This is a genomic window from Pseudomonas sp. FFPRI_1 (assembly GCF_055384485.1).
The window spans coordinates 6131268-6150684 of record NZ_AP029168.1; the positions used below are offsets into that span (position 1 = coordinate 6131268).

At 58.8% G+C, this 19417-nt stretch carries 22 protein-coding genes and 1 tRNA gene; 2 read left to right on the forward strand and 21 right to left on the reverse strand.

Translation table 11 applies throughout. The features are described from left to right. Positions 1-310 precede the first annotated feature (310 nt). The 17 genes from ACZ5BO_RS27280 to ACZ5BO_RS27360 form a co-directional block, all read right to left on the reverse strand. A tRNA-Lys gene (locus ACZ5BO_RS27280) sits at positions 311-386 on the reverse strand. A gap of 63 nt (positions 387-449) precedes the next feature. Continuing rightward, positions 450-1151: a 7-cyano-7-deazaguanine synthase QueC gene (queC, locus tag ACZ5BO_RS27285; protein ID WP_464697046.1), complete on the reverse strand. Its 702-nt coding sequence runs from the start codon at positions 1149-1151 to the stop codon at positions 450-452. A gap of 1 nt (position 1152) precedes the next feature. After that, a complete protein-coding gene (queE, locus tag ACZ5BO_RS27290; RefSeq protein ID WP_464697047.1) occupies positions 1153-1800 on the reverse strand; it encodes a 7-carboxy-7-deazaguanine synthase QueE in 648 nt (215 codons plus the stop codon). Positions 1801-1966: 166 nt separating this feature from the next. Further along, the gene (ybgF, locus tag ACZ5BO_RS27295; RefSeq protein WP_025126806.1) at positions 1967-2791 is read right to left on the reverse strand and encodes a tol-pal system protein YbgF; all 825 of its coding nucleotides are present in this window, start codon (positions 2789-2791) and stop codon (positions 1967-1969) included. Between the two features lie 6 nt (positions 2792-2797). Further along, on the reverse strand, positions 2798-3295 hold the full coding sequence (gene pal / locus ACZ5BO_RS27300) for a peptidoglycan-associated lipoprotein Pal (protein WP_003227510.1): 498 nt from the start codon (positions 3293-3295) through the stop codon (positions 2798-2800). A gap of 53 nt (positions 3296-3348) precedes the next feature. After that, positions 3349-4629 carry a Tol-Pal system beta propeller repeat protein TolB gene (gene tolB / locus ACZ5BO_RS27305; RefSeq protein WP_177330225.1) on the reverse strand — a complete coding sequence of 427 codons (1281 nt, stop codon included), beginning with the start codon at positions 4627-4629 and terminating at the stop codon, positions 3349-3351. Between the two features lie 17 nt (positions 4630-4646). After that, complete coding sequence (gene tolA / locus ACZ5BO_RS27310; protein ID WP_025126804.1) at positions 4647-5708, reverse strand: cell envelope integrity protein TolA; 1062 nt, start codon at positions 5706-5708, stop codon at positions 4647-4649. Further along, positions 5708-6160, reverse strand: a complete 453-nt coding sequence (tolR, locus tag ACZ5BO_RS27315) for a protein TolR (RefSeq protein WP_025126803.1) — start codon at positions 6158-6160, stop codon at positions 5708-5710. Before tolR ends, tolA begins: the two co-directional genes overlap by 1 nt. 13 nt (positions 6161-6173) lie before the next feature. Further along, positions 6174-6869, reverse strand: coding sequence for a protein TolQ (tolQ, locus tag ACZ5BO_RS27320; RefSeq protein ID WP_011063016.1), 696 nt, complete (start codon positions 6867-6869; stop codon positions 6174-6176). Beyond that, on the reverse strand, positions 6859-7326 hold the full coding sequence (gene ybgC / locus ACZ5BO_RS27325) for a tol-pal system-associated acyl-CoA thioesterase (protein WP_464697050.1): 468 nt from the start codon (positions 7324-7326) through the stop codon (positions 6859-6861). The genes tolQ and ybgC overlap by 11 nt, the downstream gene beginning before the upstream one ends. Positions 7327-7464: 138 nt before the next feature. Next, positions 7465-8523, reverse strand: a complete 1059-nt coding sequence (ruvB, locus tag ACZ5BO_RS27330; protein ID WP_025126801.1) for a Holliday junction branch migration DNA helicase RuvB — start codon at positions 8521-8523, stop codon at positions 7465-7467. Continuing rightward, complete coding sequence (gene ruvA, locus ACZ5BO_RS27335) at positions 8524-9132, reverse strand: Holliday junction branch migration protein RuvA (RefSeq protein ID WP_025126800.1); 609 nt, start codon at positions 9130-9132, stop codon at positions 8524-8526. It abuts the gene before it with no gap. A gap of 113 nt (positions 9133-9245) precedes the next feature. Then, positions 9246-9770 (reverse strand): crossover junction endodeoxyribonuclease RuvC, encoded by a 525-nt coding sequence (ruvC, locus tag ACZ5BO_RS27340; protein WP_025126799.1) that lies wholly within the window; start codon positions 9768-9770, stop codon positions 9246-9248. A 129-nt stretch (positions 9771-9899) separates the two neighbouring features. After that, positions 9900-10646, reverse strand: a complete 747-nt coding sequence (locus tag ACZ5BO_RS27345; protein WP_464697051.1) for a YebC/PmpR family DNA-binding transcriptional regulator — start codon at positions 10644-10646, stop codon at positions 9900-9902. 111 nt (positions 10647-10757) lie between these two features. Then, positions 10758-12533, reverse strand: coding sequence for an aspartate--tRNA ligase (aspS, locus tag ACZ5BO_RS27350; protein WP_025126797.1), 1776 nt, complete (start codon positions 12531-12533; stop codon positions 10758-10760). A 95-nt stretch (positions 12534-12628) separates the two neighbouring features. Then, complete coding sequence (locus tag ACZ5BO_RS27355) at positions 12629-12850, reverse strand: FmdB family zinc ribbon protein (RefSeq protein WP_003193872.1); 222 nt, start codon at positions 12848-12850, stop codon at positions 12629-12631. Between the two features lie 283 nt (positions 12851-13133). Beyond that, the gene (locus ACZ5BO_RS27360; protein ID WP_025126796.1) at positions 13134-13607 is read right to left on the reverse strand and encodes a Dps family protein; all 474 of its coding nucleotides are present in this window, start codon (positions 13605-13607) and stop codon (positions 13134-13136) included. 464 nt (positions 13608-14071) lie between these two features. Here ACZ5BO_RS27360 and ACZ5BO_RS27365 point away from each other — a divergent pair, with 464 nt between their 5' ends. Beyond that, positions 14072-14677 (forward strand): cold-shock protein, encoded by a 606-nt coding sequence (locus ACZ5BO_RS27365; RefSeq protein WP_025126795.1) that lies wholly within the window; start codon positions 14072-14074, stop codon positions 14675-14677. Positions 14678-14744: 67 nt separating this feature from the next. Here the strand turns inward: ACZ5BO_RS27365 and ACZ5BO_RS27370 are convergent, their stop codons facing one another. After that, on the reverse strand, positions 14745-14951 hold the full coding sequence (locus ACZ5BO_RS27370; protein ID WP_025126794.1) for a SlyX family protein: 207 nt from the start codon (positions 14949-14951) through the stop codon (positions 14745-14747). Positions 14952-14954: 3 nt separating this feature from the next. Beyond that, entirely contained in the window at positions 14955-15380 is a 426-nt protein-coding gene (locus tag ACZ5BO_RS27375; RefSeq protein WP_025126793.1) for an HIT domain-containing protein, read from the reverse strand. 920 nt (positions 15381-16300) lie between these two features. Here ACZ5BO_RS27375 and ACZ5BO_RS27380 point away from each other — a divergent pair. Continuing rightward, positions 16301-17614 carry an OprD family porin gene (locus ACZ5BO_RS27380; protein WP_025126792.1) on the forward strand — a complete coding sequence of 438 codons (1314 nt, stop codon included), beginning with the start codon at positions 16301-16303 and terminating at the stop codon, positions 17612-17614. 271 nt (positions 17615-17885) lie between these two features. On the opposite strand, the gene ACZ5BO_RS27385 is transcribed toward ACZ5BO_RS27380, so the two are convergent. Together ACZ5BO_RS27385 and ACZ5BO_RS27390 are read right to left on the reverse strand one after the other, a co-directional pair. Continuing rightward, positions 17886-18728, reverse strand: coding sequence for a mechanosensitive ion channel family protein (locus ACZ5BO_RS27385; RefSeq protein ID WP_025126791.1), 843 nt, complete (start codon positions 18726-18728; stop codon positions 17886-17888). Between the two features lie 136 nt (positions 18729-18864). Next, positions 18865-19350 (reverse strand): YajQ family cyclic di-GMP-binding protein, encoded by a 486-nt coding sequence (locus ACZ5BO_RS27390; protein WP_025126790.1) that lies wholly within the window; start codon positions 19348-19350, stop codon positions 18865-18867. Positions 19351-19417: the final 67 nt, after the last annotated feature.

A 19417-nucleotide genomic window follows, 5' to 3' on the forward strand; every position in this document is an offset into this window, starting at 1 on the left:
CGGCAATGGCGGCAAGATTTACGCGGGAGGCATTTGCACTGTCAACGAGACCCGCACTTATTCTGAATTTAAAGCGATAACCCCTGAGAAAAAGAGGGAATTCAGATAAAGCCCCTGAATTTATCAAGGTTTTTAGAGAGGAGTCCGGCTACCGGCAAAAGGCCAGCCTCTGTAGAAGAGTTGATATTTGAGCAGTGAAAGGAAGACAAGCTGAGCAGCTGAGTGGCGAGATCAGGTTTTTTGCAAGGCAAAAAAAAACCCGGAAATCCTCACTTTCGTGGGCCTTCCGGATTTTCTAAACCGCCAAATATGGTGGGTCGTGTGGGATTCGAACCTACGACCAATTGGTTAAAAGCCAACTGCTCTACCAACTGAGCTAACGACCCGCTGTGTGGTGGCGCGTATAATACTGATTTCTAACGGGAATTCAACACCCTATTTGAAAATAATCAAAAATAAACGGTTGGGTCGCTTACGCCAGCCGCACTGAAGCCCTCTGCACGCAAGCGGCAGCTGTCGCATTGACCGCATGCGTGGCCCTGATCATCCGCCTGGTAGCACGAGACAGTCAGACTGTAATCGACCCCCAGCCGCAGACCCGCTTGAATGATCTCGGCCTTACTGAGGTTCTGCAGGGGAGCCTGAAACCGAAACCTCCCCCCTTCGACACCGGCCTTGGTCGCTAGATTGGCCATGCGCTCGAACGCCTCGATGAACTCGGGCCGGCAATCCGGATAACCGGAGTAATCCAGCGCATTGACGCCGATGAAGATGTCCCGCGCCTCCAGGACTTCCGCCCAGCCTAGGGCGAGGGACAGGAACACTGTGTTACGTGCTGGCACGTATGTGGCAGGAATACCGTCACTCGGCGCCAGGGGCACCTCGATGGAGCTGTCGGTCAGTGCCGAACCGCCCATGCCATTGAGGTTGAGGCCTATCACCTTGTGCTCCACCACGCCCAGGTCCAGGGCTACGCGCTCGGCAGCCTGCAGCTCGGCACGATGACGCTGGCCGTAATCGAAGCTCATGGTGTAGCAGCGATAGCCTTCGGCGCGGGCCATGGCCACCACGGTGGCCGAGTCCAGGCCACCGGACAGCAGGATCACGGCACGTTTTTCAGTGGCCCCTTGGCTCTGTGAGCGCCCAGCCATCTCAGCGCCCCGGCTCATCATTCCAAAGGTACTTGTGCAACTGCAGTTGCAAGCGCACCGGCAGGTTGTCAGCCACGATCCAATCGGCCAGGTCCCGCGCGCTCAGGTCATGGTGGCTCGGCGAGAACAGCACCTCACCAGCACGTCGTTCTAGGCCGTACTGGATCAGCTTGGACACTGCCCAATCGTAGTCCTCGCGAGAACAGATGACGAACTTGACTTGATCGTTGGCCGTCAGCAGCTCGATATTCTCGTAGCGATTGCGCTGCGCCTCCTGGGAACCAGGCGTCTTCAGGTCAAGGATTCGGCTGACGCGGGTGTCCACCGTCGAGATGTCCAAGGCGCCGCTGGTTTCCAGCGACACCTCATAACCGGCATCACACAGTTGCTTGAGCAAGGGAATGGCATTGGGCTGTGCCAGCGGCTCTCCGCCGGTGACACAGACATAGCGGGGGCGGAACCCGGCTACCTGCTCGAGCAGGCTGTCGAGGGTACGTTGGCTGCCGCCGCTGAACGCGTAGGCACTGTCGCAGTATTGGCAACGCAGCGGACAACCGGTGAGGCGCACAAAAACCGTGGGCAGCCCGGCAGTCCGAGTTTCCCCCTGCAACGAGTAGAAAACTTCGGTAATTCTCAATGTGTCTTGCATAGTCGCCACGGGCGTAACAGCTAAACAGGCTGTCCGCCTCCGTCAGGCACTTCGAGAAACCCCGCAAACACGGTGATCCCAGGAAGCGTATTTCATAAAATGGGCGTGGATTCTAACGAAAAAACCCGCGACAAGCGCGGGTTTCTTGTAACCGGGGTCAGGGCACTTACATGCGCTGCAGATCCCGTTGTGCCAGCTGAGCGGCGGAGGTACCCGGATACTGGGCCACCACCTGCTGCAGGATGCCCTTGACCCGGTCGGTGTGACCGAGACGACGCTCCACATCAGCCAGCTTGTACAGCGAATCCGGCACCTTGGCGTGCTTGGGATACAGCTGGGAAACCTTGGCAAAAGCCTGACCCGCGCCTTGCAGGTCGCCCTTGGCCAGATTCACTTCGCCCAACCAGTACTGGGCATTTCCGGCGTACTGGCTTTGTGGGTACTTGCGCAGGAAAGCCGAGAAAGCCTGGCTGGCCTTGTCGAAATCCTTGGCTTTGATCAGATCGAAGGCTGCATCGTAATAGAGCTTTTCCTTCGCTGGATCACCCGGTTCGCTGCTGGCGGCTGGCGCTTGAGCAGCAGCTCCAGCTGCGGCACCGGCGGCATTCGCATCACCACCGGCAGAAGAATTCTCAGGACTCGCGGCAGGTGCAACACCGCTGCCTATGCGCCGATCAAGATCCTGGTAACGCTCCAGGCTTTCTTGCTTCATGCGCGCTACATCATTTTGCAGAACCTCGATCACGCCCTGTTGGCGCGCAATCTGTTCCTGCATTTGCTGCAGTTGCTGGAACAGCTCGCCCTGTGCCGAGACAGGGGTCGAAACCCCTCCCCCGGCATAGGCGCCGTTCGTGCCATAACCCGCTGGCGGATAACTGCTCCCGCTATTGTTATAGCCGGAGTTGTTATCGACCACAGGAACCGCAGACCACGCCGCGAGCGGCGTGAGACTGAGAGCCAAAATAGTTACAGCACGACGGCACGTTCGCATGACGAATTACTTACGCAGTTCGACGCGACGGTTTTGAGCCCAGGACTGCTCGTCGTGGCCAGTAGCAACTGGACGCTCTTTACCGTAGGAAACCAGTTCCAGCTGAGCTGGGGAAACGCCCTGCAGAACCAGGTAGCGTTGAACGGCTTTCGCACGACGCTCGCCCAGTGCCATGTTGTACTCACGAGTACCACGTTCGTCGGTGTTGCCTTCCAGAACAACGCGAGCGCCGTTTGCTTTCAGGTCTTTGGCATGAACGTCCAGAGCGCGCATGGCTTCTGGCTTCAGGTCCGAGCTGTCGTATTCGAAGTAGAAGGTGGTGATTGCGCGCAGAGCAGCTTCTTCGCTCAGGGAGCCATCAACAGCACCGGTGTTAGCGCCGTAACCAGCGTTTGGATCAACAGCGCCTTCACCGGCGTTGTCGCCACCTTTGGAGGAGCAACCTACAGCCACAGCCATGGCCAGAGCCAGCGCAGCAAACTTACCAAACTTCAACATTTCCATCGTGAAACTCCTAATGAACCCCAGTGTGTTAAGTGAAACATTGTAGCGCCGCGTCAGTTCAGGTAAGGGGACCAGGACGGTTCTCTGACTTCGCCTTGAGCGGTAGGAAGCGGGAGCCTCACACGTCCATTAATGGACACGAGCATCAAGACTCCCCGGCCCTGCTGGCGGGTGGCGTAGATTACCATGGTGCCGTTGGGCGCAACAGTAGCTGACTCATCAAGGTTGGTGTCTGTAAGGATTTTTACGCTACCGCGCTGCAAATCCTGAGCCGCCACCCGGAAGTTGGTGAAACCGTCCTGGCGGTGAATCATGACCAGGGTCTTTTCGTCAGCAGAAAGTTTCGGGTTGGCGTTGTAGTTACCAATAAAGGTCACACGCTCGGCACCACCACCGTTGATATTGCTTTTATAGACCTGCGGCTTGCCACCACGGTCGGAGGTGAAATAGATGGTGGAACCATCCTTGCCCCAGAACGGCTCGGTATTGATGCCCGGGCCACTGGTGACACGGCTGATCTGCCGGGACGCCATGTTCATCACATAGATGTCCGGGTTGCCGTCCTTGGACAGCACGAACGCCAGGCGGCTGCCATCCGGGGACCAGGCCGGCGCGCCGTTCAAACCTTCGAAGTTGGTGATCTGCTCACGACGCCCGGTGTCGATGTGCTGAACGAAGATGCGCGGGCGCTTCTGCTCGAACGACACATAGGCGATGCGCTTGCCATCGGGGGCGAAACGCGGAGACAGGATCGGCTCGCGGGACTGCAGCAGGGTCACCGCGCGAGCGCCGTCATAGTCGGAACGCTGCAGGGTGTAGCGCGTGTTGTTCACCGAGAAGCGCTCAGCCGTCACATACAGCAGACGCGTCGAGAACGCGCCCTTGATGCCGGTAAGCTTTTCGAAGGACTGGTCGGAAATGTAGTGCGACATATCCCGCAGTTGATCGACGCTGCCCGACACGCTGCCGGTCATCACTTGCTGCTCGGTAGCGACGTTGAACAGGGCGTACTGCACCTGCAGGCGACCGCCAGCCGGAACAATGCTGCCGACCATCACGTACTGGGCGCCCAAGGCCTTCCAGTCACGGAAAATGACTTCGCTGGCCTGGGTCGGCAAGCTGATCATGTTCTGCTTTGGAATCGGCGCGTAGTAACCGGAGTTGCGCAGGTCGTCACCGATGATCTGGGCCATGTCGTCAGGCAGCACGCTGCCGCCCTGCCAACCGAACGGCACTACCGCGATGGGCGTTGCCCGGTCACTGCCACTGGTGACCAGAATGTTTTTTTCATCCGCTGTCGCTATCCCTGCCATACAGCAAATAACGACAAGCATTCCTCGAAGAAGGTTTCTCACAAGGCTAGATCCTCAGGTGTGAATGTCATCTTGAATGAACGATAGGGAGCAAAATCCTTCGGACTCAACCCCTGCATTTCTGTCAAACGCCCAATGTTCTTGACTGCCGCCACCGCCGAAGCGTCGAACGGACCATCACCACTGGACTTGATCACGCTGACCGTGGTCACCGTGCCATCGGGCAACATGCCAATCCGCAGTTCCACCGTCATGCCCTTGCGCGCCGAAGGAGGACGAGCCCAGCCTTCCGCCGCACGGATACGAATCAGGTCATCGAAACTGCCCGCGACACTGTCACCCACCTCATCCGACTTCGTGGCTTCACGCTCTGGCTTATCGGACAGCAAGTCCGCCAGGGCCTGGGCCTTTTTCTCTTCGGCAGATTTGCGCGCTGCTTCCTGGGCCTTTTTCTTCGCGGCGTCGGCAGCAGCTTTCTTCTTGGCATCCTCGGCGATCTTTTTCTTCGCCTCGTCTGCTTCAGCTTTTTTCTTCGCGTCTTCCGCGGCTTTCTTCTTCGCGTCTTCGACGATTTTCTTCTTCGCTTCTTCAGCGGCCTTTTTCTTGGCCTCTTCTTCAGCAGCTTTCTTGGCTTCTTCTTCGGCTTTCTTCTTGGCTATATCAGCCAATTGTTTCTCTTCAGCCTTTTTCGCCTCGGCGGTTTTCTTGGCTTCATCAGCCTTCTTCGCTTCGTCGGCTTTCTTGGCCTCGTCAGCCTTCTTGGCCTCATCGGCCTTTTGAGCAGCCTCTTCTTTCTTTTGTTCCGCGGCCTTGATCTCTTCCTGCTCGACCTTCTTCTGCTCCAGCTGCTCGGCTTCGGTCTGGCGCGCGGCGGATTTCTTCGCCTCACCCGCAATCTTGTGATTGGTCTGGGTGGTTGCCGGACTCTTGGATTTGAGCTGGTACAGGGTCGCTTGAACGATCGGCTTGGCCGGGGGCAGTTCCGGGGTCATGGCAAAGCTGACGAACAGCATGCCAAACACCAGCACGTGCAGGGCAATTGCCCAGACACTAGGCCAGAAGTAGCTTTCCGAGGCGGACGGCTCTCGCTGTTGGTGCATCAGGGCGCCTCGGTAATCAAGCCAACGTTACCGACTCCGGCTTTCTGCAGGCCGCCCATGGCACCCATCACGGCGCCGTAGTCGACGGATTTATCACCGCGAATGAACACCTGGGTGTGCTTGCCGCCTTCATTGCCGGCACGGATGATCTTGGTCACCGCGTCGGTCATCTGCGGCAAGGTCATCGCCTTGTCCTGTTGCTTTTCGGTGTCGACTTCGCTGCCAAGGTTCCAGTAGTAGGTCTTGTCAGACTTGATCGAGATGGTCAGCACCTGGGTGTTGTTGTCCTGGGGCAAGGCTTCGCTGGAAACCTTGGGCAGGTCAACTTTCACGCCCTGGTTGAGCATCGGCGCGGTCACCATGAAGATAACCAGCAGTACCAACATCACGTCGATGTAGGGCACCACGTTCATCTCGGCAACCGGCTTGCGTTTGTGGCGAACTCGGGCCATTGGGTTTACCTGCTCACTCTTCGCTGGTGTGCACTTTACGGTGCAGGATCGCCTGGAACTCGTCGGCGAAGGTGTAGTAGCGGCTGATCAGCGTCTCGCCACGAGCGGCGAAGCGGTTGTAGGCGATCACCGCCGGGATGGCTGCGAACAGGCCGATGGCAGTGGCGATCAGCGCTTCGGCGATACCCGGGGCTACGGTGGCCAGGGTCGCTTGCTGGGCCTGAGCCAGGCCGCGGAAGGAGTTCATGATCCCCCAGACAGTACCGAACAGACCGATGTACGGGCTGACCGAGCCGACGGTGGCGAGGAACGGCAGGCTCTGCTCGAGCTTTTCTTCCTCACGGGAGATTGCTACGCGCATGGCCCGGGCCACACCTTCCATGACCGCTTCCGGATCGACACCCGGTTGCTGGCGCAGACGGGAGAACTCCTTGAAGCCGGCACGGAAGATCTGCTCGACACCGGAATCCGGGTCAGGGTTGCTGCCCGCCTGGCGGTACAGCTTGGACAGGTCGATACCGGACCAGAAGCGCTCTTCGAAGCTCTCCAGGGCACGTCGACCGGCGCGCAGCAGGTTGCTGCGCTGAAAGATCATGATCCATGAAGTCACCGATGCGGCAACCAGGGTCAGCATTACCAACTGCACTACAACGCTGGCATTGCTGACCAGGCTCCACATGGAGGAATGGTCGACGACGTTAGCTTCCACGCTTTATCTCCTGCTCTGAGTGTGTACCCGCGCTGCTCTCGTCGGCAAAGGCCGTACGCAGAGCGTCTGGAATGGCGCGGGGTTTGAAAGTGTCGGCGCGCACACAGGCCACCAAAAACTGCCCTTCGCAGAGCAGCGCATTGTCTGTGGATCGCCTGACCTGCTGAGTGAAACGCAGGCTGACCCGGTTCAATTCGGTAACCTGGGCACTGACCAGAAGCTCGTCGTCCAGTCGCGCCGGCGCGTGATAGCGCGCTTCGCTGGAATGCACGACGAATAACAGGTTCTCCCCTGCCAGCTGCGATTGGGCAAAGCCCAGGTGTCGTAGCCGCTCGGTTCGAGCCCGCTCCATAAACTTAAGGTAATTAACGTAATACACGATGCCGCCGGCATCGGTGTCCTCGTAATAAACGCGACAACGATGTGCGAACGACTCAAGCCCGTTTTGCGCGCGCATACTCTAGTGCTTACTCCTCAGGTTGCCAATCCGGCCAGGCAACTGTTTTTTCATTCTTGAACGACTTTTCGTGAAGATTTAACGATGCCAGTCCCTAGGACAGCACAAACCCCGAATAAATCGACAAAAAGCAGGTTATTAATCGTCCACGGCATCGAGGAATTCGTCTACCACGGGCAGCTCCCCCATTCGTGACGGGATGTTAAGACCAAAGTGCAAATAGGCATGCCGGGTAACCACGCGACCACGAGGGGTGCGCATGATATAGCCCTGCTGGATCAGGTACGGCTCCAGCACATCCTCGATGGTGTGGCGCTCTTCACTGATGGCCGCAGCCAGGCTGTCGACCCCTACCGGACCGCCGTCGAACTTCTCGATCATGGTCAGCAATAGACGTCGGTCCTGATGGTCGAAGCCACGTTCATCGACGTCCAGCAGGTTCAGCGCCAGGTCGGCGATCGGCTTGGTGATGTGCCCCTTGGCCCGCACCTCGGCAAAATCCCGTACCCGACGCAGCAGACGATTGGCGATCCGCGGAGTGCCCCGGGCGCGGCGCGCGACCTCGAAGGCGCCTTCCGGGTCCAGCGGCAAACCGAGAATGCCGGCGGAACGGCTGACGATGGTCGCCAGATCAGCAGTGCTGTAGAACTCCAGGCGCTGGACGATACCGAAACGATCGCGCAACGGGTTGGTCAGCATCCCGGCACGGGTCGTGGCCCCCACCAGGGTGAATGGAGGCAGATCCAGCTTGATCGAGCGCGCCGCCGGCCCCTCGCCGATCATGATGTCGAGCTGGAAATCCTCCATCGCCGGGTACAACACCTCCTCGACGATGGGCGACAACCGATGGATCTCGTCGATGAACAGTACGTCATGGGGCTCAAGATTGGTCAGCAGCGCCGCCAGATCACCAGGACGCTCCAGCACCGGCCCGGAAGTGCTCTTGATCGACACCCCCATTTCCTCGGCGATGATGTTGGCCAGGGTGGTCTTGCCCAGCCCCGGGGGGCCGAAGATCAGGGTGTGGTCCAGGGATTCGTTGCGCCCACGGGCGGCCTGGATGAACAGCTCCATCTGCTCGCGCACGCTGGGCTGGCCGATGTAGTCGGCCAGGCTGACCGGGCGAATCGCCCGGTCCTGGATTTCCTCGCGCTCACGGGGACCCGTGGCGGCGATCAGACGATCAGCTTCAATCACTTAAATCATTCCCTTCAGGGCTCGGCGGATCATGTCTTCACTGCTCAAGCCTTTGTCTTTGATCGCGGAGACCGCCTTGCTGGCTTCCTGAGGCTTGTAGCCCAGGGAGATCAGCGCGCTGACCGCGTCCGACTCGGCACTAGCCACCGGCGCCGGCGCATCCGGCTGGTTCGGCACCAGGGCGAACATGCTCGGCACCGCTTCCCAGGCCTTGAAACGGTCCTTGAGTTCGACCAACAAGCGCTCGGCAGTCTTCTTGCCGACCCCAGGCACCTTGGTCAGGGCCGACGTGTCCTGGGCCTGCACGCAACGCACCAGCTCATCCACCTCAAGGCTGGACATCAAGGCCAGGGCCAGTTTCGGCCCCACACCATTGAGACGGATCAACTCGCGAAAAAAGTCTCGCTCGCGCTTGCTGGCGAAACCGTAGAGTAACTGCGCGTCCTCGCGCACGACCAAATGGGTGTGCAAGGTCAGGGGTTCACCGACCGACGGCAGGCGATACAGGGTGGTCATCGGCACTTCGACTTCATAGCCCAGCCCGTTTACATCAAGAATCAGGTACGGCGGCTGTTTCTCAGCCAAAGTGCCGCGCAGGCGTCCAATCACGTTTCAAATCCTTAGACGATGGCCAGCCCCGGGCTGGCAACTCACTGAACAGGCGTCCGGGCCGGATACACAGGCGCGCAACGTCCACTGCTAAATTGAATGCGCTGATGCTATCAGAGACGCAGGCGACCGCCACGACTGCGTGCCGTACCCAGGCCATGGGGCAACAGACTGGAACGGGTATGGGCATGACAGATAGCAATGGCCAGGGCGTCCGAGGCGTCGATCTGCGGCTTGGTGGTCAGTTTGAGCAGGTGCATGACCATCATTTGTACCTGCTCTTTATTGGCGCCGCCGGTTCCGGCCACGGCCTGCTTGACCTGGGTCGCGGTGTACTCGGCAATCTCCAGGCTCTCCTCGGCACCGGCAACGATGGCCGCGCCTCGCGCCTGCCCGAGCTTGAGGGCCGAATCGGCGTTGCGCGCCATGAATACCTTCTCGATGCCCATGGTCACCGGGCCATAGGTCTGAATGACCTCGCGAACCCCTCGGTAGACAATCTGCAGCCGCTCATGCAGCTCGCCGCCGCCGGTGCGAATGCAGCCGGAGGCCACGTAGACGCAACCGCGGCCGGTGTCGCGGACCACGCCATAACCGGTAATGCGTGAACCGGGGTCGATGCCAAGAATAAGTGTCATAACGCCTGCTGCTTGTAGGGAGATGCCTGCCGGCCTGGGCCGGAACAGCGAAAAGGCAGAAGCCGGAAGCACCCTGCCGCGCAATCATCGCGGCGTTGTACGTCCGGCTTCAAGAGTAAAGCAGCTGGATCAGCCGAGCTGCTCGGCCACCGACTCGGGAATATCCGCGTTGGAATAGACGTTCTGCACGTCATCCAGGTCTTCCAGCATGTCGATCAGCTTGAGGACCTTCTCGGCACCTTCCAGATCCAGTTCGGCGCTGGTGGTGGGCAGCATGACGATTTCCGCGTCCGTGGCGGTGAAGCCAGCCGCTTCCAGAGCGTTACGCACGCCGTAGAAACCGGCGAACGAGGTGAATACGTCGATCGAGCCATCTTCGTTGCTGACCACATCGTCGGCGTCTGCCTCCATGGCCGCTTCCATCAGCCCGTCTTCATCGACGCCTTCGGCAAAAGTGATCTGCCCCTTGCGCTCGAACAGATAGGCCACCGAGCCATCGGTGCCCAGGTTGCCACCACATTTGCTGAATGCATGGCGCACAGCCGCCGCAGTGCGGTTGCGGTTGTCGGTCATGCATTCGACCATCACCGCCACGCCATTGGGACCGTAACCTTCGTACGTCAGCTCGACCACATCGTCGCTGCCGGCAGCGCCGGTGCCACGGGCGATGGCCCGATCGATGATGTCGCGGCTCATGTTGGCGCCCAGGGCCTTGTCCAGGGCCAGACGCAGACGCGGGTTGGAGTTGGGATCGCCGCCGCCCTGACGGGCGGCGACGGTCAGCTCACGAATCCACTTGGTGAAGATCTTGCCTCTCTTGGCATCCTGACGCTCTTTGCGGTGCTTGATGTTCGCCCACTTGGAATGACCTGCCATAACTTGCTCCAAATTCTCTTTGAAACATTGCCCACGCCGCATGACGGGTGCAGGCAACAAAACTCGACCCATAGAAAAAGCGCACCCGAAGGTGCGCCTTATCGGGCCGGCTTATTCAGCCTTAGGCTGTTCGCGCAGGCGGATGTGCAGCTCACGCAGAGCCTTGGCATCCACCAGACCCGGTGCCTGAGTCATGACGCAGGCCGCGCTCTGGGTTTTCGGGAAAGCGATCACTTCACGGATCGACTGGGCGCCAGTCATCAGCATCACCAGGCGGTCCAGGCCGAAGGCCAGGCCACCGTGGGGTGGCGCGCCGTACTTGAGGGCGTCCAGCAGGAAGCCGAACTTCTCTTCCTGTTCTTCTTCGCTGATACCCAGCAGACGGAACACCGCTTGCTGCATTTCCTTGCGGTGGATACGGATCGAACCGCCACCCAGCTCGGTGCCGTTCAGAACCATGTCATAGGCGCGCGACAGAGCGGTAGCCGGGTTGGCTTCCAGTTCTTCAGGCGAGCACTTGGGCGCGGTGAACGGGTGGTGCAACGCGGTGAAGCTGCCGTCTTCGTTCTCTTCGAACATCGGGAAGTCGACAACCCACATCGGCGCCCACTCGCACGTCAGCAGGTTCAGGTCGTGACCCAGCTTGATACGCAGCGCGCCCAGGGCCTCGCTGACGATCTTGGCCTTGTCGGCGCCGAAGAACACGATGTCGCCATCGACTGCGCCAACGCGATCGAGGATCACGTTCAGATTGGCTTCCGGGATGTTCTTGACGATTGGCGATTGCAGACCGTCAACGCCCTTGGCGCGCTCGTTGACCTTGATGTAGGCCAGGCCCTTGGCGCCGTAGATGCCGACGAACTTGGTGTAGTCGTCGATCTGCTTGCGCGGCATGCTCGCCCCGCCAGGAACGCGCAAGGCGGCGATACGGCATTTCGGATCGTTGGCCGGGCCGCTGAATACCTTGAATTCCACTTCCTTGAGCTGGTCGGCAACGTCCACCAGTTCCAGTGGGTTACGCAGGTCCGGCTTGTCGGAACCGTAGCGACGCATGGCCTCTTCAAAGGTCATGTGGGGGAATTCACCGAACTCCAGACCCAGCACTTCCTTGAACAGATTGCGGATCATGCCTTCGGTCAGGCCCATGATGTCTTTTTCGTCGAGGAAGCTGGTCTCGATGTCGATCTGAGTGAACTCAGGCTGACGGTCGGCGCGCAGGTCTTCATCGCGGAAGCATTTGGCGATCTGGTAGTAGCGGTCGAAGCCGGCCACCATCAGCAGCTGCTTGAACAGCTGTGGCGATTGCGGCAGGGCGAAGAAGCTGCCGGCGTGGGTACGGCTCGGCACCAGGTAGTCGCGGGCACCCTCGGGGGTGGCGCGGGTCAGGATCGGCGTCTCGACGTCAAGGAAACCGTTCTCGTCGAGGAAGCGGCGGATGCTGGTGGTCATGCGCGAGCGCAGACGCAGCTTCTCGGCCATTTCCGGACGACGCAGGTCGATGAAGCGATAGCGCAGGCGAGTCTCTTCACCCACGTCGGAATATTCGTTGAGCGGGAACGGCGGGGTTTCCGCTTCGTTCAGCACTTCCAGCTCGTAACCCAGGACTTCGATCATGCCCGAAGCCATGTTGGCGTTGCCGGCACCGGCTGGGCGCAGGCGCACCTTGCCGGTGATCTTGACTACGTATTCGCTGCGCACACGGTCGGCGGCGGCGAAGGTTTCAGCGCGGTCCGGGTCGAACACCACCTGGGCCAGACCTTCACGATCACGGATATCGAGGAAAATCACCCCGCCGTGGTCACGGCGACGGTGGACCCATCCGCAAAGGGTTACTTCCTGACCTTCCAGGCTTTCGTTCAGTTGGCCGCAATAATGGCTGCGCATCATGGTAGTGGTTTCACTTCTCGTAATTCGAAATTCGATGGAGGCCTTGCGCACCACAGGGTGCCGGATAGTGCAAGAACTCGCGCGTGTCGTTCAACTTAGTCAGCTTTGTCGCCACCGGCCAGGTTCTTCTTGGCGCCGGTCTTGAAGTCGGTTTCGTACCAGCCGCTGCCGCTGAGGCGGAAGCCGGGCATGGACAGCATCTTTTTCAGTTCAGGCGCCTGGCAGGCAGGGCAGTCGACCAGCGGCGCGGCGCTGATCTTTTGAATGGCTTCCAACTGATGACCACAGGAAGCGCATTGATAGTCGTACATGGGCATGGGGGCGTCTCGGCAATCCAGATTACTGCTTGAACTACAGCCAGAGCCCACGCCAAAGCTCGGGCTACCTAGCAAAGAGCGGGATTATATCCATTAAATCGGCCCTGTGCAGCCGTATGACCATATAGCGGAGGTTGCCGGCGGTCAGGCACATCACGAGCAATCCGTCGTCCGCGGGGAACGGATCATGGCCGGCAGCTTGCCCCGGCGTGAAAATTATCAAGGGGCAGGCCTGGCCAAACGGCGCGAATGGCGCTCCAGAGCGCCATTCGCCCTGGTGGAGTTAACGATGTTCCAGCAGGGAACGCAGCATCCACGCGGTTTTCTCGTGCACTTGCATGCGTTGGGTCAACAGGTCCGCCGTCGGCTCGTCGCTGACCTTGTCCAGCAGCGGGAAGATCCCACGGGCCGTACGAGTCACCGCCTCTTGGCCACTGACCAGCTGCTTGATCATTTCTTCAGCTGCCGGCACGCCCTCCTCCTCCTTGATCGAGGACAACCGGGCATAGATGGAATAGGCGCCAGGCGCTGGGAAGCCCAGGGCTCGAATGCGTTCGGCAATCAGGTCGACCGCCAGGGCCAGTTCGTTGTACTGCTCCTCGAACATCAGGTGCAGGGTACGAAATTGCGGGCCGGTGACGTTCCAATGGAAATTATGGGTTTTCAGGTACAACACGTAGGTGTCCGAAAGCAGACGGGAAAGACCGTCGACGATGGATTTACGATCTTCTTCGCTGATACCGATATCAATTGCCATGTTTCTCTCCGTTAACGGGATGGATTCACCCAATCAGCTGCCGGACCACTCTAGCAAGAGTACCGCGCCACCGCCGCCCCGGATCATCGATCAGCCTGCGGTGGATTGTCCCGTGGCCCGGCCAGGGATGCAAAACGCTGAGTTCGAGCCGAATCTGACCGCCGGGAAAACCCAACGTTCCTTGGAAATAATACGGCCATCTGTCTAGAACGGGCCTTTGCCCGATGCTCCGGATCCGTCCCATGGTGCCGGCCATTTGCCCTGCCCCGCCGAACACCGCTGCTGATTTGAGTAGGCCTGGGCTTTGCTGTTAAATAGAGCCCGTGTCGCTGTTGCCTATTTCTTCGGCCAGCGCGCATAGGCTGATCCCGCGTACGTAACCACCGCCTCACCTATTTGTTCAGAAGCGAACCGTGCGTGACCAGCTCTTCCTTGTGCACCCTTCTTAACGTGAGTTAATCAAAATGTTGAAAATCGTCCACCTGCTGACAGGCATTGCAGCCTTGCTGCTGTCCTTGATTCCGAGTCTTAGATCTGACGCGGTTCCCTACCTGCAACAATCCGATGCTATTTACCTGGCCCTTTTCGGCCTGCTCAACCTGATCCTGGCCCCCGTTATTCCGTACTGGAACAAAGGCCCGCGCCAACACCTGCAAAACCTGGTCAGCGCCCTGCTGGTGCTGGTCGTGGTCTTGCAGACCCTCACCCTGCTGGCGCCCATGCCAGTGATCGGTGGCCAACCGGCGGTACTGGTCAGCCTGCTGACCGCACTGGCCGCCGTGGTTCTGCACCTGGCCATCAGCCTCTACCGCTCATCGCCAGCCGCTTCCGCCGCCACGACCTACGACATGAGCAATCGCGATACCGGCACGGTGAAGTGGTTCAACACCTCCAAGGGCTTCGGCTTTATCTCCCGGGATTCCGGCGATGATATCTTCGTGCACTTTCGCGCCATTCGTGGAGAAGGCCATCGCGTACTGGTGGAAGGCCAGCGCGTGGAGTTCTCGGTGATGAACCGTGACAAGGGCCTGCAAGCCGAAGACGTGATTGCCGCACTGCCACGCCGCTGATACACGCCCAAAAGAAAACCGCGCCTTGGCGCGGTTTTTTTTGCTCTGCAGCTCGAGCCGTCATGCCTCAATAATGAGGGGGCGGCGCCTCTTCCTCGAAAGAGTCGAACTGCCCGACCATTTCCTCCTGGCGCTTGAGCAGTGCTGCCATCTGCAGCTGCAGGCGCTCCAGTACCTTCTGTTGCGCCACCAGCACGTCATTCAAGGCTTGAATGGTGTCGTCCTGGAATGCCAGACGGCTCTCCAGATCGTTTACACGCTCTTCCAGACTCATGGATCAACCCTCCAGAAACTGGAAATCATCGGTCAACACGACCCGCAGCCGCTCACGGATCGCCGCGACCTGCTCGGGCCGGTAAGGCGTAGCTGGATGCTTGCCCCAGACCGGCGCAGGCCATGCCGCGTCATCACGCTTGCGCACGATCACGTGCATGTGCAGCTGGCTCACCACGTTGCCCAGGGTCGCGACATTCAACTTGTCGGCATCGAAGGAGTCCTTGAGCAGTTCGGCCAATGCCGTGGTTTCCTGCCACAACTGAAGCTGATCGGTGACATCCAGTTGAAACAACTCACTGATATCCTCGCGACGCGGCACCAGGATGAACCAGGGATAATTGGCGTCATTGGACAGCAGCAACCGGCAGAGGGGGAAATCCCCGATGGGCAATGTGTCTTGTTGCAGCCGTGAATCTAAAGTGAACACCGTGTTTGCTCCCGCTCAGCTCATTCCAGCCCGGCGTTCAGTATCACAGACACTTGCCAGGCGACAGATGCCCAGCATACCTGCGAATGCCCCGTGCTTCATGACCAATGAGCCAGAGCCCTCGAGACCCGGCAAGGAGCCGCCCCCTCATGCAGCCGACATGCCCCACGGCAGGACACTTTCCCGAGCCTTGCACCACTTGCGCACAATTGGCTGGAAATCCGCAGAAAGCGGCCTGGCAGGCCCCGTCGCGCCTCGGCCGTCCTGCAGACGATTGCAGGAACCGTGCACAGCGCTGCAAAAAAACTGCACCAGAATCGTACAAGCCATCTACGCTGGATACCTCAAGCATCCGCCGTTTACTCACTTCACAGTGTGGACCGGTAACATTTCGCCAGGCTGTGCAACTTATTGCACAGCCCTGCACCATGGAGACCTTCGAGTCAAGCCAAACAAAAAGACGCTTGGAACAAGGGTTTTATGCGGTTTTTACAGACCGGCACACGCTACTGAAGAAAAATCAACGAGCACTTGCAGTTTGTGCACGGTTGTTGCATCCACCCCCGACATCGTCTGCAACGCCCCACTGAAAGTGGACGTTAAAGACTCATGATAATAGTGGCAGGGTTGCCCGAAAGTGCTTTGTAGAGTGTCTGCATGGGGGGATTAATTCCTGCATTGCGCCCCTTCGAAGAACACTGTTTTAGTTGTCCGTCTGGACACCATCAGGCTGCACAATTGCGACACTGATCAAGCAGTTTGCGACAGGCTCGTAAAGAAGCCGAAAGGATAGATTGGCAAGTATCGCCAACATTGTCAGCGTGATATAAGTTTGCGCCGACACAAAAAGAAAGAGCCGCCCAGATAAAAAAATAGGTGGGACGGCAGTACTCTTCTAAAAACCAAAGGAGCAAATCACGATGCGCGTGATGAAGTGGAGCATGATCGCCCTGGCTGTATCAGCAGGCACCTCGCAGTTCGCAATCGCGTCCTCCCAGGACGATTCCAAGGGCTTTATCGAAGATAGCACCCTGACCGCCAAAACCCGCCTTGAGTATATGAACCGCGACTTCAAGAACGGTGCTGGCAACCACGCACGTGACGACGGCGGCTACAAAAGCGGCTATCGCCAAGATACCGGGCTGAGTGAACTGCTGCAGTACAACTCCGGCTTCACCCAAGGCACCGTGGGCGTCGGCGTTGACGCGTTCGCCATGGGCGTGATCAAGCTTGACGGCGGCGCAGGTCGCTCCGGCAACGGCCTGGCAGCCAACAACCGCTTCGGCCAGCCAGAAAAAGACTCGTCGGCTGTAGGCGGCGCGGTCAAGTTCCGCATCTCCGATACCGTACTGAAGTACGGCGACCAGATGGTTGCCAGCCCAGTGTTCTCCACCGACGACAGCCGTCTGCTGCCAGAAGTCGCCACCGGTACCATGATCACCAGCAAGGAGATCAAGGGCCTGGAACTGAACGCTGGTCACTTCACCGCCCTGCGCTCGCAGACCGGTCAGTACAACGACAGCATCAACGGTCGCAACAGTGACGGCCTGAAAAACCCAGGCCTGACCTCTGCCGACTTCGCCGGTGCCACCTACCAGTTCACCGACAACTTCGTCGGTGGCGTGGCGGCGTCCAAGGTCGATGACTACTTCAAGAAGCAGTACATCAACCTGAACTACACCTTCCCGATCGCCGACAACCAGTCGCTGAACCTCGACTTCAACGGCTACCGTACCGAAGACGACGGCAAGAAACTGTACGGCAAGCTGGACAACAAACTGTGGAGCCTCGCGGCTGCCTACAGCATCGGCGCGAGCAAGTTCACCATCGCCCACCAGCGCTCCACTGGCGACACCAACTACCTGTACGGTGTTGACGGTAACGGCACCGTCTTCGTTGCCAACTCCATCCAGATCTCCGACTTCATCGGCAAGGACGAGCGCTCCTGGCAGGCTCGCTACGACCTGAACATGGCAACCTTGGGCGTTCCTGGCCTGAGCTTCATGGCTCGTTACGTGAAGGGTGACAACATCAGCACCTCGTCCAATACCGAGGGCAAGGAAAACGAGTTCAACTTCGAAACCAAATACGTGATGCAAGAAGGTCCAGCCAAGGACCTGTCGTTCCGCCTGCGTAGCGCTGTGTACCGTGCAAACGGTGCTTACAACGCGGATTACACCGCAGACAACAACGATGTTCGTATCATCGTAGAGTACCCGCTGAGCATCTTGTAATTTTAGTGCCCAGTTAATGCGCTAACACGCAGCTCTAATAAAAACCGTCACCTGGTATCAGGCTGACGGTTTTTTTATGCCTGCTGAAATGCAACATTGAAAAGACAATTAAATAGCAAGCTAACTAACATGGCTCATGTCGGTAGTTGCTCTCGGCTCTCCCAGGCAGGTGTGTTAGTTGCCATTGAATGAGAATTAAAACAAACAAGGGGCTGATAGCCCCTTGTCTTGAACAACATAGCTGACCGAACGGCCAGGTCATGAAACCGGTTTATTGCACCGCCGCTTCCTGAACCACGCGAATCACCCGCTGCGGAAAGGGAATATCAATTCCCGCGGCCTTCAAGCGATCACGAGACAGTTCATTGAACTGGAACAAAACATCCCAGTAGTCCGCGGTCTTGACCCACACCCGCAGTGACAGGGTTATCGCGCTGTCTCCCAAGGTGGACACCACCGCCACCGGTGCAGGATCGGCCAGCACGCGGGCGTCCTTGGCCAGTTCCAGCAGCACCTCGCGGGCCTTCTGCAAATCGGCGTCGTAATCCACGCCAACATCGAACACCACCTTGCGGGTCGGCTGACGGTTGTAGTTGGTGATGATGCCGTTGGACAGGTTGCCGTTGGGCACTATCACCGTCTTGTTGTCACCGGTACGCAGCACAGTGTGGAAGATCTGGATGCTGTCCACGGTGCCGCTGATGCCCTGGGCCTCGATCCAGTCGCCGATGCGGAACGGGCGAAACAGGAGGATCAATACACCACCGGCGAAGTTCGCCAGGCTGCCCTGCAATGCCAGGCCGATGGCCAGGCCGGCGGCACCGATCGCGGCGACGAAGGAGGTGGTTTCGACCCCGATCATCGAAGCCACGCTGACGATCAGCAGCACCTTGAGTACGATGTTGGCCAGGTTGCTGATAAACCCTTGCAGCGCCAGGTCGGCATTGCGCAGCGCCAGCAACTTGCCCACTTTGTGGGTCAGCTTGTTGATCAGCCACCAGCCAATGGCCAGGGTAATCACGGCCAGCAGTACCCGACTGCCGTATTCCATGATCATTGGAATCCAGGCCTGGGAGGCCCGGACCAGGTTGTCTACTTCAGCGTTCAAATCCATCTATTTCTCCAGATTCCGGGGATTGCGGCGTGCATGACTGACAGGCAGAACGACCGGCTCCATTGGCGCTCAATCGTTTCTGCCACTCCTCCGGCCTCGGACGCCAATTAGCTCTAGAGGTTCCCGGAGAAATCGATCAATCGCGGAAGTTGTTGAACTGCAGCGGCATGCCGAACTCCTTGGCACGCAAGGCGGCGATCGCCTCTTGCAGGTCGTCACGCTTCTTGCCGGTGACCCGTACCTGCTCGCCCTGGATGGATGCCTGCACCTTCAGCTTGGCATCCTTGATGTGCGCGACGATCTTCTTCGCCAGCTCTTTATCGATCCCCTCCTTGAGCACCGCCTCCTGCTTCATCAGCTTGCCCGAGGCATAGGCGTCCTTGACCTCCAGGCACTGCACGTCGATCTTGCGCTTGACCAGGGCCAGCTTGAGGATCTCGATCATCGCTTCCAGCTGGAACTCGGCCTCGGCAGTCAGGTTGACAGCCAGGTCCTTGTCCTTGAACTCGAAGCTGCCCTTGCCTTTCAGGTCATAGCGGCGATCCAGTTCCTTGACGGCGTTTTCCACCGCGTTGGTGACTTCGTGCTTGTCCAGTTCGGATACCACGTCAAACGACGGCATGTAATCTCTCCAAATAAAAAGGGGCGCTGTTCAAGACATCGAACACGCCCGGCTTGCGGTTAAAATC

Excerpts from the sequence above, each read along its gene's own strand:
- queE (WP_464697047.1), bottom strand. The coding sequence starts at position 1,800 with ATGCAAGACACATTGAGAATTACCGAAGTTTTCTACTCGTTGCAGGGG.
- tolB (WP_177330225.1), bottom strand. The coding sequence starts at position 4,629 with ATGCTTGTCGTTATTTGCTGTATGGCAGGGATAGCGACAGCGGATGAA.
- pal (WP_003227510.1), bottom strand. The coding sequence starts at position 3,295 with ATGGAAATGTTGAAGTTTGGTAAGTTTGCTGCGCTGGCTCTGGCCATG.
- ACZ5BO_RS27370 (WP_025126794.1), bottom strand. The coding sequence starts at position 14,951 with ATGAGTCTGGAAGAGCGTGTAAACGATCTGGAGAGCCGTCTGGCATTC.
- ACZ5BO_RS27385 (WP_025126791.1), bottom strand. The coding sequence starts at position 18,728 with ATGGATTTGAACGCTGAAGTAGACAACCTGGTCCGGGCCTCCCAGGCC.
- tolR (WP_025126803.1), bottom strand. The coding sequence starts at position 6,160 with ATGGCCCGAGTTCGCCACAAACGCAAGCCGGTTGCCGAGATGAACGTG.
- ybgF (WP_025126806.1), bottom strand. The coding sequence starts at position 2,791 with ATGCGAACGTGCCGTCGTGCTGTAACTATTTTGGCTCTCAGTCTCACG.
- queC (WP_464697046.1), bottom strand. The coding sequence starts at position 1,151 with ATGGCTGGGCGCTCACAGAGCCAAGGGGCCACTGAAAAACGTGCCGTG.
- aspS (WP_025126797.1), bottom strand. The coding sequence starts at position 12,533 with ATGATGCGCAGCCATTATTGCGGCCAACTGAACGAAAGCCTGGAAGGT.
- ACZ5BO_RS27380 (WP_025126792.1), top strand. The coding sequence starts at position 16,301 with ATGCGCGTGATGAAGTGGAGCATGATCGCCCTGGCTGTATCAGCAGGC.
- ACZ5BO_RS27390 (WP_025126790.1), bottom strand. The coding sequence starts at position 19,350 with ATGCCGTCGTTTGACGTGGTATCCGAACTGGACAAGCACGAAGTCACC.
- ruvC (WP_025126799.1), bottom strand. The coding sequence starts at position 9,770 with ATGACACTTATTCTTGGCATCGACCCCGGTTCACGCATTACCGGTTAT.
- ACZ5BO_RS27345 (WP_464697051.1), bottom strand. The coding sequence starts at position 10,646 with ATGGCAGGTCATTCCAAGTGGGCGAACATCAAGCACCGCAAAGAGCGT.
- tolA (WP_025126804.1), bottom strand. The coding sequence starts at position 5,708 with ATGCACCAACAGCGAGAGCCGTCCGCCTCGGAAAGCTACTTCTGGCCT.
- ACZ5BO_RS27365 (WP_025126795.1), top strand. The coding sequence starts at position 14,072 with ATGTTGAAAATCGTCCACCTGCTGACAGGCATTGCAGCCTTGCTGCTG.
- ACZ5BO_RS27355 (WP_003193872.1), bottom strand. The coding sequence starts at position 12,850 with ATGCCCATGTACGACTATCAATGCGCTTCCTGTGGTCATCAGTTGGAA.
- ybgC (WP_464697050.1), bottom strand. The coding sequence starts at position 7,326 with ATGCGCGCGCAAAACGGGCTTGAGTCGTTCGCACATCGTTGTCGCGTT.
- ACZ5BO_RS27360 (WP_025126796.1), bottom strand. The coding sequence starts at position 13,607 with ATGGCAATTGATATCGGTATCAGCGAAGAAGATCGTAAATCCATCGTC.